Annotated in this window: 13 protein-coding genes; 5 read left to right on the top strand and 8 right to left on the bottom strand. The window is 63.4% G+C overall.

The annotated features are described in order from the left end of the window. Nucleotides 1-13: 13 nt before the first annotated feature. On the bottom strand, nucleotides 14-259 hold the full coding sequence (rpsU, locus tag ACSQ3G_RS14725) for a 30S ribosomal protein S21 (protein ID WP_037077280.1): 246 nt from the start codon (nucleotides 257-259) through the stop codon (nucleotides 14-16). Between the two features lie 466 nt (nucleotides 260-725). Here rpsU and ACSQ3G_RS14720 point away from each other — a divergent pair, with 466 nt between their 5' ends. From ACSQ3G_RS14720 to ACSQ3G_RS14700, 5 genes are all read left to right on the top strand, one after another. Continuing rightward, a complete protein-coding gene (locus ACSQ3G_RS14720; RefSeq protein WP_105400142.1) occupies nucleotides 726-1,979 on the top strand; it encodes a sarcosine oxidase subunit beta family protein in 1,254 nt (417 codons plus the stop codon). Between the two features lie 244 nt (nucleotides 1,980-2,223). Next, on the top strand, nucleotides 2,224-2,565 hold the full coding sequence (locus ACSQ3G_RS14715) for a sarcosine oxidase subunit delta (RefSeq protein WP_105400878.1): 342 nt from the start codon (nucleotides 2,224-2,226) through the stop codon (nucleotides 2,563-2,565). Then, nucleotides 2,562-5,537 (top strand): sarcosine oxidase subunit alpha, encoded by a 2,976-nt coding sequence (locus ACSQ3G_RS14710; RefSeq protein ID WP_436110556.1) that lies wholly within the window; start codon nucleotides 2,562-2,564, stop codon nucleotides 5,535-5,537. The genes ACSQ3G_RS14715 and ACSQ3G_RS14710 overlap by 4 nt, the downstream gene beginning before the upstream one ends. After that, nucleotides 5,530-6,090 carry a sarcosine oxidase subunit gamma gene (locus ACSQ3G_RS14705; RefSeq protein ID WP_436110555.1) on the top strand — a complete coding sequence of 187 codons (561 nt, stop codon included), beginning with the start codon at nucleotides 5,530-5,532 and terminating at the stop codon, nucleotides 6,088-6,090. Before ACSQ3G_RS14710 ends, ACSQ3G_RS14705 begins: the two co-directional genes overlap by 8 nt. Before the next feature lie 66 nt (nucleotides 6,091-6,156). Continuing rightward, the gene (locus tag ACSQ3G_RS14700) at nucleotides 6,157-6,465 is read left to right on the top strand and encodes a hypothetical protein (protein WP_436110554.1); all 309 of its coding nucleotides are present in this window, start codon (nucleotides 6,157-6,159) and stop codon (nucleotides 6,463-6,465) included. A gap of 12 nt (nucleotides 6,466-6,477) precedes the next feature. Here the strand turns inward: ACSQ3G_RS14700 and ACSQ3G_RS14695 are convergent, their stop codons facing one another. The 7 genes from ACSQ3G_RS14695 to glgC all read right to left on the bottom strand — a co-directional run bounded on the left by ACSQ3G_RS14695 (nucleotide 6,478) and on the right by glgC (nucleotide 15,797). Beyond that, the gene (locus ACSQ3G_RS14695) at nucleotides 6,478-7,719 is read right to left on the bottom strand and encodes a class I SAM-dependent methyltransferase (RefSeq protein ID WP_436110553.1); all 1,242 of its coding nucleotides are present in this window, start codon (nucleotides 7,717-7,719) and stop codon (nucleotides 6,478-6,480) included. An 84-nt stretch (nucleotides 7,720-7,803) separates the two neighbouring features. Continuing rightward, nucleotides 7,804-8,862, bottom strand: a complete 1,059-nt coding sequence (locus ACSQ3G_RS14690; protein ID WP_436110552.1) for a DUF2332 domain-containing protein — start codon at nucleotides 8,860-8,862, stop codon at nucleotides 7,804-7,806. Between the two features lie 5 nt (nucleotides 8,863-8,867). Further along, nucleotides 8,868-9,353, bottom strand: a complete 486-nt coding sequence (locus ACSQ3G_RS14685) for a MaoC family dehydratase (protein WP_105400145.1) — start codon at nucleotides 9,351-9,353, stop codon at nucleotides 8,868-8,870. A 135-nt stretch (nucleotides 9,354-9,488) separates the two neighbouring features. Then, nucleotides 9,489-11,435: a glycogen debranching protein GlgX gene (gene glgX / locus ACSQ3G_RS14680; protein WP_436110551.1), complete on the bottom strand. Its 1,947-nt coding sequence runs from the start codon at nucleotides 11,433-11,435 to the stop codon at nucleotides 9,489-9,491. Nucleotides 11,436-11,439: 4 nt separating this feature from the next. After that, nucleotides 11,440-13,068, bottom strand: a complete 1,629-nt coding sequence (locus ACSQ3G_RS14675) for an alpha-D-glucose phosphate-specific phosphoglucomutase (RefSeq protein ID WP_436110550.1) — start codon at nucleotides 13,066-13,068, stop codon at nucleotides 11,440-11,442. A 2-nt stretch (nucleotides 13,069-13,070) separates the two neighbouring features. Next, nucleotides 13,071-14,528, bottom strand: a complete 1,458-nt coding sequence (gene glgA / locus ACSQ3G_RS14670; protein WP_436110549.1) for a glycogen synthase GlgA — start codon at nucleotides 14,526-14,528, stop codon at nucleotides 13,071-13,073. Between the two features lie 6 nt (nucleotides 14,529-14,534). Then, nucleotides 14,535-15,797, bottom strand: coding sequence for a glucose-1-phosphate adenylyltransferase (gene glgC / locus ACSQ3G_RS14665; RefSeq protein WP_105400148.1), 1,263 nt, complete (start codon nucleotides 15,795-15,797; stop codon nucleotides 14,535-14,537). Nucleotides 15,798-15,816: the final 19 nt, after the last annotated feature.

The raw sequence follows: 15,816 nt of genomic DNA, 5'->3' as shown, positions 1-15,816 counted from the left end.
AAAAAACGGCCGATCAACGAGCCGGGCGTGCTGGAACCGTACGAGCCGGAGCTGCAATCAGGCCTTCGCGCTGCATGCGCTTACGGGCCAGCTTGCGAACGCGACGAACAGCCTCTGCCTTTTCACGGGCGCGCTTCTGCGACGGCTTCTCGTAATAATCGCGCATCTTCATTTCACGGAAAATGCCTTCGCGCTGCATCTTCTTCTTGAGAGCGCGGAGCGCCTGGTCGACGTTGTTGTCGCGGACTAGTACCTGCACGTGAATCCCGTTCCTTTGGTTTGTTGCTCGCCTGGATCGGTACGATTCGAGGCGAAAGAATAACGTCCGCTCGGCCTGGAGCCGTGCGATTGATGACGGCAGATAGCAGAAGAGATGTGCGAAGTCCAGACGCATTAAGGTTGATTGCGCCAATTCTGCGGCCTTTTGCGGGGGTGGCATGAATGGGAAGAGCCTGTCGCCGCCGATGATCCGAATGCGGCCCTGGCCGGAAGCGATCGATCCGATGGTTATCCGGGTCGGTTTGGCAAGATTTCGGCGGGGCGCCGCAGCGTCCGGCAGTCGGTCGGATATCGTCCAATCGGCGGACGATCTTGCCCGTGTCGATGGAGAAGGCGAATGCGTCGCAATAGAGCCATTGCGACGCATATTGATTTGCGATGGGTATGGCACTACCCAAATGCCGGCCCTGCGATGAGGGCTGACGATCCGAGGAGTTCGAGGCGAGATGCGCAGATATTCGGTTTTCGCCGTGGCCCGCGAGGCGATGCGTGCCCACAAGGGCTGGGAAGCACAGTGGGCCTCGCCGGAGCCGCGCAGCGCATACGACGTAATCATCGTCGGCGCCGGCGGGCATGGCCTGGGTGCTGCCTATTACCTGGCCAAGGAACACGGCATCACCAATGTCGCGGTGATCGAAAAGGGCTGGCTCGGCGGCGGCAATACCGGCCGCAACACGACGATCATCCGCTCCAACTATCTCTATGAAGAGAGCATGGATATCTACGAGCATTCGCTGAAGCTCTGGGAGGGGCTGAGCCAGGATCTCAACTACAATGTCATGTATTCGCCGCGTGGCGTGATGATGCTGTCGCACAACACCCATGACATGCAGAGCTTCAAGCGGCATATCAACGCCAACCGGCTCTACGGCATCGACAACGAATGGCTGACGCCGGAGCAGGCCAAGGCCTTCGTGCCGCCGCTCGATATTTCCAAGACGGCGCGTTACCCGATCAACGGCGCGGCCCTGCAGCGGCGCGGCGGCACTGCCCGCCACGATGCGGTCGCCTGGGGTTATGCGCGTGCAGCGTCCGACCGCGGCGTGCACATCATCCAGAATTGCGAAGTGACCGGCATTCGTCGCGGCCCGAACGGCGACGTCCTGGGCGTCGAGACGAGCAAGGGCTTCATCGGGGCGAAGAAGATCGGCGTTTCGGCCGCCGGGCATTCGTCCGTCGTGATGGAGATGGCCGGCGTCAGGGTGCCGCTCCATTCAACTCCGCTGCAGGCGCTGGTCTCCGAGCCGCTGAAGCCGATCTTCCCCTGCGTCGTCATGTCGAACACGGTGCATGCCTATATCTCGCAGTCGGACAAGGGCGAACTCGTCATCGGCGCCGGCACCGACCAGTACAATTCCTATTCCCAGACCGGCGGGCTGCAGATCATCACTCACACGCTCGACGCCATCTGCGAGCTCTTCCCGATGTTCCGGCGGGTGAAGATGATGCGCCAGTGGGGCGGTATCACCGACAACACGCCGGACCGCTCGCCGATCCAGGGCGTCACGCCGGTGCCGGGCTTGTTCGTCAATTGCGGCTGGGGAACCGGCGGCTTCAAGGCGACGCCGGGTTCGGCCAATCTCTTCGCGCATCTGATCGCCAAGGGCGAGCCGCACCGGCTGGCGGCGGGGCTGAACCTCGACAGGTTCCGCACCGGCCGGCTGATCGACGAGGCGGCCGCCGCCGCGGTGGCGCATTGATGTCGGCGGTTTTGGACATGTTTGCGAGCGGTGGATGGGGTCCTTCTTCTCCCCAGCGGGGAGAAGGTGGCGGCAGCCGGATGAGGGGGGCTTCAAGGCAGGCTCGTCCTTCGCTTGTCGCTCGGACGCTCGCGCCTTTCGTCGCTCGCCCCCTCATCCGCCCTTCGGGCACCTTCTCCTCGCTGGGGAGAAGAAGGAGTGCGAGGCTGGCCTTTACACCGACCCCATGTGCCGGGAGACTTTCATGCTGCTGATCCATTGCCCCTATTGCGAGGAAGATCGCTCGGAACTGGAATTCCGCTGGGCCGGCGAGGCGCATATTGCGCGGCCGGAGAATATCTCGGCGATTTCCGACGAGGAATTCGCGGAATATTTCTTCCTGCGCAACAACGAAAAAGGCCTCACCTATGAACGCTGGCGGCATATCCACGGCTGTGGCCGGTTCTTCAACGCGGCGCGCGACACGGTGAGCGACAGGTTCCTGATGACCTACAAGGCGGGAATGCCGAAGCAGCCGCTCCCGGAAACCGGAGCCTCCGAAAAGACCGTCGAGACCTATGAAGCGACCGAAGGAGACGCACGATGAGTGCCTCCTCCAATTCCGGCACTTTCCGCGTCAAGGGTGCGGGTCGGTTGACGCCCGCCCGCACGGCGCGCTTCACCTTCGACGGCAAGACTTATACGGCTCTGGAAGGCGATACCGTCGCCTCGGCGCTGCTGGCGCATGGCGTCCATCTGCTTGGCCGCTCGTTCAAATATCATCGGCCGCGCGGCATCTTGTCTGCCGGTCCGGAAGAGCCGAACGCGCTGATCGACGTGTCGCGCGATGCGGCGCGGCGCCAGCCGAACGTACGGGCAACCGTGCAGGAAGTCTTCGACGGGGCAAAGATCGCCTCGCAGAACCGCTGGCCGTCGCTCAAGTTCGACGTCGGAGCGGTCAACAATCTGTTCTCGCCGTTCTTTGCGGCCGGTTTCTACTACAAGACCTTCATGTGGCCGCGCGAGGCCTGGGTGAAGATCTACGAACCCTTCATCCGCCGTGCGGCCGGTCTCGGCGTTGCGCCGACCGAAGAAGATCCGGATCATTATGCCAACCGCTACGCCCATTGCGACGTGCTGGTTGCCGGCGCCGGCATTGCCGGCCTGACGGCGGCGCTTTCGGCGGCTGCGACGGGGCAAAGCGTTTTCCTGGTCGACGAACAGCCGGAAGTCGGCGGCGCCCTCCACTACGACACGGCGACCACGATCGACGGGCAGAACGGTTACGAATGGGCGCAGGCGACGGCGGCAAAGCTGAAGGCCATGCCGAACGTCACGGTGCTGACCCGCACGACGGTGTTCGGTTATTACAATCATGGTTTCCTCGGCCTCGCGGAGCGGGTGACCGACCATGTCGCCAAGCCCGGCAAGGACCTGCCCCGCGAACGGCTGTGGCAGGTGCGGGCGAAAAAGGTGGTGCTGGCGACCGGTTCGATCGAGCGGCACATGGTGTTTGCCAATAACGACCGGCCGGGCATCATGCTGGCGTCTGCGGCACGCACCTTCCTCAACCATCACGGTGTTGCGGTCGGAAGACAGGTCGGCGTCTACACAGCCCATGATTCGGCTTACGAAACTGCCTTCGACCTGAAGCGGGCGGGCGTCTCGATCGCCGCGATCGTCGATTGCCGTGCCGATCCCGGCGAGACGCTGCTGGCGGAAGCCCGTGCGCTCGGCATCTCCGTGCTGAGCGGCCATTCGGTGACCGATACCGGCGGCCGGCTGCGGATTTCCTCGATGACCGTAGCGCGCAACGGTGGCGGCGATGCCCGCAAGATTGCTGTCGACGCGCTGATCGTTTCGGCCGGCTGGACACCTTCGGTGCACCTGTTTTCGCAGTCGCGCGGAAAACTGCGGTTCGACGACGTCAACCAGCGCTTCCTGCCGAATATCTATGCGCAGGATTGCGTTTCCGTTGGCTCCTGCAACGGCACGGACGACCTTGCCGAACTGATAGACGAGGCGATTGCGGCCGGCGGCGGTTCGGTGGCGCTTGCGGGCGAGAACCGGTTCGAATGGACCGGCGGCATGATCGGTGCGGCTGAAGGTGCGGGGCCGGATACGACGGTGAAGGCCTTCGTCGATTTCCAGCACGACGTGACCGCCAAGGACATCCGCCTTGCGGTGCGCGAGGGCATGCATTCGATCGAGCATATCAAGCGCTTCACCACCAACGGCATGGCCTCCGACCAGGGCAAGCTATCCAACATGCACGGCCTCGCCATCGCCGCCGAAATGCTCGACCGGCCGATCCCCCAGGTGGGGCTGACGACATTCCGCGCGCCCTATACGCCGGTCACCTACGGCACGCTGGTCGGCCATTCGCGCGGAGAACTCTTCGATCCGGCGCGCAAGACGCCGATGCACGCGCTCGAAACGGCCGAAGGCGCCGAGTTCGAGGATGTCGGCAACTGGAAACGCGCCTGGTATTACCCGAAGCGCGGCGAGGACATGCTGGCTGCCGTCAACCGCGAATGCCGGACGGTGCGCGAAGTGGCGGGCGTGTTCAACGGTTCGACGCTCGGCAAGATCGAGGTGGTCGGCCCCGATGCGGCGCAGTTCCTTGACCTCCTCTATACGAATGCCTGGGGCAGCCTGAAGCCGGGCAAGAGCCGCTACGGGATCATGACCCGCGAGGACGGTTTCGTTTATGACGACGGCGTCGTCGGTCGGCTTGCCGACGACCGGTTCCATGTGACGACCACGACCGGCGGAGCGCCGCGCGTGTTGCATCATATGGAAGACTATCTGCAGACGGAGTTCCCGCATCTCAGGGTCTGGCTCACCTCGACCACCGAGCAATGGGCGGTCATCGCCGTGCAGGGGCCGAAGGCGCGTGAGATCATTCAGCCGTTCGTCGAAGGCGTCGATATTTCCAGCGAGGCCTTTCCGCATATGAGCGTGGCGGAATGCAGCGTGATGGGCGTTCCGGCGCGGCTGTTCCGCGTCTCGTTTACCGGCGAACTCGGTTACGAAATCAACGTACCGGCCGACTACGGTCCGGCCGTCTGGAAGGCGATCTGGGAGCGGGCGGAGCCGATGGGCGCCTGCCTCTACGGCACCGAAACCATGCACGTGCTGCGCGCCGAAAAGGGCTATATCATCGTCGGCCAGGATACGGACGGCACGGTGACGCCGCACGATGCGGGCCTCGGCTGGGCTGTCTCCTCCAAGAAGCCGGATTTCGTCGGCATTCGCGGGCTGAAGCGTCCGGACCTGGTACGCGAGGGCCGCAAGCAGCTCGTCGGGCTGCTGACGAAGGACCCGGCACTGGTGCTGGAGGAGGGCGGCCAGATCGTCGCCGACCCGAACCAGGCCAAGCCGATGACCATGCTCGGCCATGTGACCTCCGCCTACTGGTCGGAGAATTGCGGCCGCTCGATCGCGCTGGCGCTGGTTGCCGGCGGAAGGGCGCGGATCGGCGAGACGCTCTATGTGCCGCTCAAAGACAGGACGATCGAGGTGGAAGTGACCGACATGGTGTTCTTCGACAAGGATGGAGGCCGCATCCATGGCTGATTCTGGGGCTGATCTGGCAAACCGCACTTTGCCTCTTTCCGGTTTCCACGGCGGTTCATCGACCGTCCGCCTTGAAGCCGCACCGCCCGCCGAGCGCATTTCACTGCGCGCCAGGGCCGAGGATGTCGCAGCGCTCTCCTCGGCGCTTGGCGTCGATCTGCCCGTCAGGCCGAAAACGTCGGCTTCCGCCAACGGTCGTTCGGCGCTGTGGCTCGGGCCGGACGAATGGCTGGTGATCGCGGAAGAGAACGGCGGACTGATGCAGGCTGCGAAGAATTCCGGCGCGCTGCATTCGGCAACGGATGTTTCCCACCGCAATACGGCGATCCTGGCGTCGGGGTCGGGGGCCGCAGCGGCGATCAATGCCGGCTGCCCGCAGGACCTGTCGCTGAAGGTCTTCCCGGTTGGCGCCTGCTCGCGGACCGTTTTCGGCAAGGTGGAAATCGTGCTTCTGCGAACCGGCGACGATGCTTTCCGGATGGAGGTGTGGCGGTCGTTTTCGGACTACGCCTTCGGCCTGCTGACGGAAGGCGCACAGGACGCGGCTGTCTAAGACAATCGCCTGGCTTGACTTCATCCTGCAGAACCTCACTCTCCTGATGAGAACGGGGAGGATGTCATGGGACAATTCACACTGATGGCAATTGCCATCGTTGCGGCGGTGATCGGCGGGGCGATTGCCGCAAAGCTTGCCGGAATCGAGATCTGGAAGGGTGCGCTGATCGGCGCCTGCGCGTCGGTCGCCGGGGCGATCGCCTTCTTCGTGCCGGGAATCGACCGAAGCCTCTCGATCCCGATCGCCGGATTGGTCGGGGCCGGCATTTCCGGCGCGGCCGTCGGCCTGACGCCGACCCGCACCGCCCACCTCGCGATCGGCGCGGCGCTGCTGCCGCTCATCGGTTTCGTGCTGATGGAAATGGGGGCTTAGAGAGCTGCGGGGTCACAGCGACAGATCGAGGGCGGCTTCCCGCTCGATATAGGCGCGCTGCTGGTCGGTGATGTAGTCGCGAACGATCGGTGCTGCATCGCGCGAGCGCGAGAGCTGCATGTGGAAGACCAGCTGGCTGCCGGTGCGGAACATCATCTCGGCGCTGATCAGGTAGAATTCCCACATGCGGGCGAATCGCTCGTCGTAAAGGGCGATGACGGCATCGCGGTTTTTCTCGAACCGCTCGCTCCAGTGGGCGAGCGTGGTGGCGTAATGCACGCGCAGGAATTCGAGATCGGTCACCCACAGGCTGTTGCGCTCGACCACCTCGAAGACCTCTGACAGGGCCGGCGAATAGGCGCCTGGGAAAATGTATTTGCGCAGCCACGGGCTTGCCATGCCGGGCGGGCTCATATGGCCGATCGAGTGCAGCACCGCCAGGCCATCGTCCGGCATCAGGCTGTTCAGCTTGGCGAAGAACTCGTCGTAATGATGCACGCCGACGTGCTCGAACATGCCGACCGAAACGATGCGGTCGAATTTTTCCGTCACGTCACGATAATCCTTGAGCTCGAAGCGGACACGGTCGGCGAGCCCCGCCGCCTGCGCCCGCGAGGAGGCTAGCGCCTGCTGTTCCTTCGACAAGGTGACACCGAGGACTTCGACATCTTCGAGCCTCGCGAGGTAGAGTGCGAGGTCGCCCCAGCCGCAGCCGATATCGAGTACCTTCATGCCAGGCTGGAGGCGGAGCTTGGCTGCCAGCAGCCGCAGCTTGTTGCGCTGCGCCTGTTCCAGCGTCTCGGTCTGCTCGCGGAAATAGGCGCAGGAATAGAGCATGTTGTCGTCGAGGAAGAGTTTGTAGAAGTCGTTGCCGAGATCGTAATGGTGCGCGACGTTCTGCTGCGCCTGGCCCTTGCGGTTGGATTGCTGCCGCTTGCGGAAGCGCATCTTGATGCTGCGCAGAACCTTCTGGAGTGGATAGGAGCCGAGTGACAGCCGGTTGACCGAAAACAGCGTCAGGAAATCGCGCAGCGTCGAGCCGTCCTCGAACCGCATCGTGCCGTCCATATAGGCTTCGCCCGCCGCCAATTCCGGATTGAACACCAGGGTCCGGTAGAGCCGTTTGTCGGTGAGGCGCATGGTGACCGCCGGGCCGGGCGTTCCGGCAAATACATGGCGGTTGCCCTCTGCATCGATGACCGTCAATCGGCCGCGGCGAATGAAGGATTTCATCATATGCGACAGCGGAAACATCAGCATCCCCCGGAACCATTAGCACCCGAGGGACAGGCTAACATCAAGTTTCGGGAATGGCGATCAACAGTTCGCGCGCGGGTCCTAGGCTTGCCAGCCTTTCCACTTCACCCAGCGGCCGTGGGGATCGATGCGGGCGAGCTCCCGGGTCTCGCCGGTCGGCCAGATCTGCAGGCTGAGCGCCGCGCTGTTCGGATCGTCGTCCATTTCCATCTGCAACCGGGCGAGCGGTGCGTCGTCGGTGGCGCGGTTGCCGGCCTCGGTCAGGATCGCCTCGCCCGAGGCGCGGGCTTCCGGCGGCAGGTATTGCCAGGCGATTGAATGGTAGACGACATGGACCGTGCCGGGCACAAGCACCTTCAGCCGCTTGTCGCGCAGCCAGGCGAGCGCATCGCCTTTTTCGACGAGCACCGGATGTTCTCTGGCGATCTGCAGCGCCGCGCGGGTACGTTCCACCCGGTCCGCCTGGTCGGCCCATATGTATGACAAAAGCCGCAGGCTGTCTTCCGGCGAGTTGGGGTCGAGAGGGTTGAGGTCGCAGCCGGCGCGATCCGCAATGGTGATTGGGATATTTGGCGGAGCTGGGCCCTGCCAATCGGGCTTCAGCCGGACCGGCGATGACGGGTCGCCCCAGAGCAAACCGCCGAGATCGTGATGATAGCGGTCCCAATTGAGATTGAGGCCCATGCTGGCACCGAATTCCGACAGGATCAACGGCCGACGGAACAGATCGGCAATGGCGAGGAAACCCGCGAGCAGGCCGCTCGACCGACGCACCTCGTTGGTTTGCGGGGCGAAATTCAGCCGTTCGAGAATGAAGGCTTCATGGGTTTCGAAGGCGCTGGCGATCGCGGTCCAAAGCACGTCGTCGCTTACCTCGTTCGGCGGGTAGGCGGCCTTCAGGCGATCATCCTTGCCGTCGATGATCAGCGCGTGCAGGGCGCCGGCGAGGCGGGTGGGCACCAGGTCACCCCTTGTGCCGGGATCGCCTTCCCAACTTAAGATCCGCCTGCCGACTTCAGTCGAACGGTCGAGATGTTCGAGCATCAACTTGCCGAGACGCGCGGTAAAAGGTGATCCGAGAATCTGGCCGGCGACGATCTGTTCCCGGAACGCCTGCCTGATTTCCTCTTCGGACGCCATGGCGATTACACTCCTTCGGGCCGGTCCTTCGGGTCGAACTGGATGATGGTGATCCAGATGGCCGTCAGCGCCGGTTTCCTCTCGTTCTCGATCTCGATCGAGATGTCGTAGGTGGTCATCAGCATGCCGGCGCCGCGGAAGCGGATTTCGGCCAGCGTGAAATGGCCGCGGATGCGGCTGCCGCTCTTGACTGGGGACATGAAGCGGATGCGGTCGAAACCGTAGTTGATGCCCATCGTCTGTTCGCGGATCCTCGGCACGCAGTCGAAGTTCATGGCAGACAGCAGCGACAGCGTCAGGAAACCGTGGGCGATGGTGCCGCCGAAGGGGCTCTCTGTCAGCGCCCGTTCCGGATCGACATGGATGAACTGGTGGTCGTGGGTGGCCTTGGCGAAGAGGTCGATCATCGGCTGATCCACCGTGAGCCAATCCGATACGCCGACTTCCGTGCCAACCAGACCCTCGACCTCGGTTAGCGAAATTTCACGCATGCGACCTCACTGATTTCTTCCAGAAAGCTGACGCAATTCCGGACGGAATACCGCTTGATACTTTCCCGGAACTGCTCTGATGGCTGGCGGACTTTACAGGGTTTGCCTTGGTTGGCGAGTGATTTTTGCGGCGCATCATTCCTCGATGCAAAAACGGACCGAACGGGCGGGAAGCACCTGATTCCATAGTTCGCGGGAGGCGAAATGTTTCCATCCCCAGCCGGGAAGCGCGAAGCTTGCCTGCTCGTGGCCGCGGTTGAAGAGGATGGCGATGCGGGTGTCTTTGTCGGCCTGCCGGTCGAGCGTCTTCAGCACCATGCCGAGCACCGGGTTGCCGGGATTTTCCCAGTCGCCGACCTCCATGGGCTTGCCCGAGGCGGACAGCCATTCGACATCGCCGTTGCCGGTGAAGAAGGATGTCTCCGTAAAGACCGCGAAGCGTTTTCGAAGCGCGGCGAGCATGGCGGTGTGTTCGACAAGTACCTTGTCGATCTTGCTCCAATCGAACCAGGTGATGGCATTGTCCTGGCAATAGGCATTGTTGTTGCCGCGCTGGCTGCGTCCGGCTTCGTCGCCCATCGTCAGCATGACGGTGCCGCGGCTGGCAAACAGGGTGGAGATGAGGGCCGCGGCATCGCGGCGGCGGTTCTCGAGGATAGTCACATCGTCGGTTTCACCTTCGACGCCGTTGTTCCAGGAAAAATTCTCGCCATGGCCGTCGCGGTTCTGTTCGCCGTTCGCCTCGTTGTGCTTGTGCTCGTTGGAGACGAGGTCCATCAGGGTGAAGCCGTCATGGGCGGCGAGGAAGTTGACGGTGCGGCTGCGGCCGGACTTTTCGAAGATATCCGATGATCCCGAAAGCCTTGTTGCAAGCGCGCCTGTCGTCCACTGGTCGCCGCGCCAGTAGCGGCGCATGTCGTCGCGGGCGCGGTCGTTCCATTCGAGGAAGGGTTCCGGGAAATTGCCGAGCTGGTAACCGCCACGGCCGATATCCCAGGGTTCGGCGATCAGGATGCGGTCCTTCAGCGCCTCGTCGGAGATCATCGCCTTCAGCGTTTCGCCCTTGGCATCGAAACCGTTTTCCGTGCGGCCGATGATCGGGGCGAGGTCGAAGCGGAAACCGTCTATGCCGGCATGCACGACGAAATGGCGAAGCGTATCGATGATCAGCCGGCGGACGTAAGGGTGGTCGCAGGCGACCGTGTTGCCGGTGCCGGTATCGTTGACCAGATGGCCGGGCTCGCCATGGACATGGCGGTAATAGGAGCGGTTGTCGAGGCCGCGCATGGAGAGCGTCGCGCCAAAGCGGTCACTCTCGCCGGTATGGTTGAAGACGAGGTCGAGGATGGTGCCGATGCCGGCCTGGTGCAGCGTCGCGACCGTTTCGCGCAGCTCCCTGATGCCGCCGGGGCAGAGGCGCGGATCGAGCGCCATGAAGGCGACCGGATTGTAGCCCCAGCCGTTGGTGAGGCCGAGCGGGGGCAGGTGGCGTTCATCGATCCAGGCGGTGATCGGCATCAGCTCGATCGCGTCGACGCCGATTTTCTTCAGGTGCGCGATGATCGAGGGATGGGCAAGCGCTGCGACTGTGCCGCGCTGTTTTTCCGGGATTGCCGGGTGGAGCATGGTGAAAGGTTTTACCGCGACCTCGTAGACGAAGCCGCCAGGCGGCAGGATCGGCCGGCCGATCTTGGCGAGCGGGTCGCGGGTAATGACCGTCTTCGGCACCAGATCGGCGGTGTCGACGCCGAACATCGTGAGCCGGGCATCGTGCCGGAAGGGACGATCGAGTTCGCGGGCATAGGGATCGACCAGCAGTTTCGACGAATCGAACCAGGAGCCGTTGTCGGGATCGTAGGCACCCCAGGCGCGGTAGCCGTAACGGGCGCCTGCACCGAGTGCCGGAACCGAGATGCGATGAATGTCGTCGCGGCCGCGCACCAGCCGGTGGCGGGCGGTTTCCTTCTTTCCCTCGGCGTCGAAGAGGCAGAGCTCGATTCGCTCGGCATGGTGCGACCAGACGGCGAAATCCGCGCCGTCTGCCGTTAGAGTCACGCCGCCCTGGATCGCCGTTTTTGCCATAGGCTCAGGTAATCACAGTGGGCTTGTCGCGGCCTGTCCTCTTGCGCAGATCGGAAATCTGGTCGGCAACAGTGATGAGGTCGGCGAGCGCCTCCTGGGTGTCGATCGCGTGGCGTGACGGATCGGGCTCGTAGCGCTCGACATAGACGCGGATCGTGGCGCCCGAGGTGCCGGTGCCGGAGAGGCGGAAGACAACGCGGGAGCCGCCTTCGAAGAGGATGCGGATGCCCTGGTTCCTGGAGATGGAACCGTCGATCGGGTCGTGATAGGCGAAATCGTCGGCGGTAGCGACCTTCAGCGCACCGAACGACTGGCCGGGGAGGGTCGCCAGCTTGTCGCGGAGCGCGGTGATCAGCAGGTTGGCGGCGTCCGAATCGACTTCTTCGTAGTCGTGCCGGGAATAGTAGTTGCGGCCGTATTCGGCCCAGTGCTTCCTGACGACCTCTTCGACGCTTTCGTTGCGGGCGGCCATGATGTTCAGCCAGAAGAGCACCGCCCAGAGGCCGTCCTTTTCGCGCACATGGTCGGAGCCGGTGCCAAAGCTTTCCTCGCCGCAGACGGTCGCCTTGCCGGCGTCGAGCAGGTTGCCGAAGAACTTCCAGCCGGTCGGGGTCTCGTACATGCCGAGCCCGAGCTTTTCGGCAACGCGGTCGGCTGCAGCGCTGGTCGGCATGGAGCGGGCGATGCCGGCGAGGCCGCGGGCGTATCCGGGGGCGACGGTGGCGTTGGCGGCGATGATCGCGAGGCTGTCGGAGGGGGTGACGAACATGCCCTTGCCGACGATCATGTTGCGGTCGCCGTCGCCGTCTGACGCCGCACCGAAATGCGGACCGTCGGGGCTCATCACGTCGTCATAGAGTTCCTTGGCGTGGACGAGGTTGGGGTCCGGATGGTGACCGCCGAAATCCGGCAGGGGCACCGCGTTGCGCACCGAACCCTCCGGAGCGCCGAGCCGGTTTTCGAGGATATATCGCGCATAGGGGCCGGTGACGGCGCCCATCGAATCGATGACGACATTGACGCCGCTGGCGATCAGCGCCCGGATCGACGGGAAGTCGAAGAGCTGTTCCATCAGTTCGGCATAGTCGGCGACCGGGTCCATCACTTCGACCGCCATGCCGGCGACGTCGAAGGAGCCGATCGCATCGAGGTCGAGATCGGCGACATCGGCGATCTTGTAGGTGTCGATGACCTTGGAGCGGGCAAAGATCGCGTCGGTGATCTTTTCCGGGGCCGGGCCGCCATTGCCGATATTGTACTTGATGCCGAAATCCTCGGTCGGGCCGCCGGGATTATGGCTAGCCGAGAGGATGATGCCGCCGAAGGCCTTGTATTTGCGGATGATGTTGGAGGCGGCGGGCGTCGAGAGGATGCCGCCCTGGCCGACCATGACCTTGCCGAAGCCGCTGGCCGCGGCCATCTTGATCGCCTTCTGGATGACCTCGCGGTTGTAATAGCGGCCGTCGCCGCCGATCACCAGCGTCTGGCCCTCGAAGCCTTCGAGGCTGTCGAAGATCGACTGGATGAAGTTCTCCGCATAGTTCACTTGCGCAAAGACGGGGACCTTCTTGCGCAGGCCGGACGTGCCCGGCTTCTGATCCTGATAGGGGGCGGTGGTGACGGTCTTGATCATGGTCAGGAACCTTTTTTGGCAATGAGGCTGGAATAGAGTCCGGCATAAAGTCCGGCGCTCCTTTCCCAGGATACATCGGATTTCATGCCCTGCTTCTGCATCCCCGTCCAGACCTTCGGCTGGTGGTAGAGGCGAACGGTGCGGCGGAGTGCCCGACGCAGGTTGTCGGTAGTGACCGGGCTGAAGGACACGCCGGTGGCTGCCTTGGCGGCGATCGCGGCGTGGCTGGCATCGATGACGGTGTCGTTCAAGCCGCCGGTTCGGGCGACGACCGGAATGCAGCCGTATCTGAGGCCGTAGAGCTGGGTGAGGCCGCAGGGCTCGAAGCGGGACGGGATGACGATCGCATCGCAGCCCGCCTGCATCAGGTGGGAGAGCGGCTCGTCATAGATCGAGAGGACGCTGACTTTGCCGGGATGGCGCTTGGCCGCGGCATGGAAGGCGTTTTCGAGCGCCCGATCGCCGGAGCCGAGCACGGCAAGCCGCCCGCCCATGGCCACAAGGTCGTCGAGCGTTTCGGCCAGCAGGTCCATGCCCTTCTGCCAGGTGAGGCGCGAGATGACGCAGAACAGCGGTCCGGCTTCCTGGTCGAGGCCGAAGCGCTCAGTAACGGCCCGCTTGTTCTCGGCCCGGGTCTTCAGCGTCGTGGCGTCGTAGTGGGTTTTCACGGCGGGGTCGGTCGCCGGGTCCCAGATGTCGGCATCGATGCCGTTGACGATGCCATGCAGATCGCCCTGGCGGATCGTCAGCAGGCCTTCGAGACCCATGCCGAATTCGGGGGTAAGGATTTCCTCGGCGTAGGAGGGGCTGACGGTCGAGATCGCCCAACTCGTCTGCAGGCCTGCCTTCAGGTAACCGACGCCGCCGAAATATTCGACGCCCTCGATGCTGAAGGCATGCGCCGGGAGCTCCAGATAGGGGAAGATGTCGGCGCCGTACTGGCCCTGGAAGGCGATGTTGTGGATGGTGATGAGCGTCGGCACTTCCGGCTTATCGGAATAGCGCATATAGGCCGGCACCATCGCCGCCTGCCAGTCGTGCACGTGGACGATGTTAGGCCGCCAGCCCTTAATGCCGTCCGCCATGGCCCCTTGCGCGATCATCGCGCCGGCCTTGGAGAGGGCCGCGAAACGACGCCAGTTGTCGAAATGGTCCTTGCCGGTGGCATCGACATAAGGGCCGCCGGGGCGGTCGAAGAAGGTCGGGGAGTCGAGGATCAATAGATCGAGCCCCTGGTGCTCGACTTCGAGGACGTCGGCTCTGGCTCCGAGCAGGTTTTCGAAGCTGACAACGACTCTCGCGTCCTTGACGGCCCGCATCACTGCCGGATAACCGGGCATCAGCGTCTTGACCGAAACGCCATGGCCCTTCAGCGCCAGCGGCAGCGCCCCGGCCACATCGGCAAGTCCACCGGTCTTGACCAGCGGATAGACTTCGGACGCAACCGAAAGCACTTCCATAACGCGTTACAGGTCCAGTTTGTCGATCATCGTCTGGGTGATCAGGCAGATGCCGTTTTCGGTGCGCCGGAAACGCTTCGCATCGACTTCGGGATCCTCGCCAACCACCAGGCCTTCCGGAATGGTTACACCGTGATCGATGACGACATTGCGAAGCTGCGCGCGTCTTCCGATCCTGACATTCGGCAGCACGACCGCGCCCTCCAGGCGGGAATAGGAATTGGCGCGCACCCCGGTGAAGAGCAGGCTGCGATTGAGCGACGAACCGGAGATGATGCAGTCGCCCGACACGACCGACGAGGTCGCCGAACCGCGGCGGTTTTCGTCGTCATGGACGAATTTTGCCGGCGGGGTAATTTCCGCATAGGTCCAGATCGGCCAGGACTTATCGTAGATATCAAGCCCCGGAACGATTTCCGTCAGGTCGATATTGGCCTGCCAGTAGGCGTCGACGGTGCCAGCGTCGCGCCAGTAGGGTTCGCGTTCGAAATCGGAGCGGACGCAGCTATCGGCGAAACGGTGGGCGACGGCTTTGCCGTGCTCGACGATATAGGGGATGATGTCCTTGCCGAAATCGCGGCTGGAGCCGGGCGTCTCGGCGTCGCGCTTCAGCACGTCCATCAGGAACTTGGTGTGGAAGACGTAGATGCCCATCGAGGCGAGCGCAAAACCGGGATTGCCGGGAATGCCGGGCGGATCGGCGGGCTTCTCGACGAAGGCGATGATCTCGTCCTTCTCGTTGACGTGCATGACGCCGAAGCCGGTGGCTTCCATGCGCGGCACTTCCAGGCAGCCGACGGTGACCTGCGCGCCGGAATCCACATGCTGCTGCAGCATGTATTCGTAGTCCATCTTGTAGACGTGGTCGCCCGCGAGGATGACCATGTATTCAGGCGCGTAGGCCTCGATGATGTCGATGTTCTGGAAGACGGCGTCGGCTGTGCCTTCATACCATTGCGTCTCGGAGACGCGCTGAGAGGCGGGCAGGATGTCGAAGCTCTCGTTGCGTTCGGGGCGGAAGAAGTTCCAGCCGCGCTGCATGTGGCGGATCAGCGAGTGGGCCTTGTACTGCGTCGCCACTCCGATGCGGCGGATGCCGGAATTCAGGGCGTTGGAGAGCGCGAAATCGATGATGCGCGCCTTGCCGCCGAAATAGACTGCCGGCTTGGCGCGGCGGTCGGTGAGTTCCTTCAATCGGCTGCCGCGGCCGCCGGCAAGCACATAGGCCATGGCATCGCGCGACAGAGGCTGAATTCTTTTCTCGTTCATCGTTCCCTCCCAAAGTCCC

The sequence above is a fragment of the Neorhizobium tomejilense genome (assembly GCF_964254135.1).
Classification (GTDB): domain Bacteria; phylum Pseudomonadota; class Alphaproteobacteria; order Rhizobiales; family Rhizobiaceae; genus Neorhizobium; species Neorhizobium tomejilense.
This window is presented reverse-complemented; position numbering and strand designations above follow the sequence as displayed.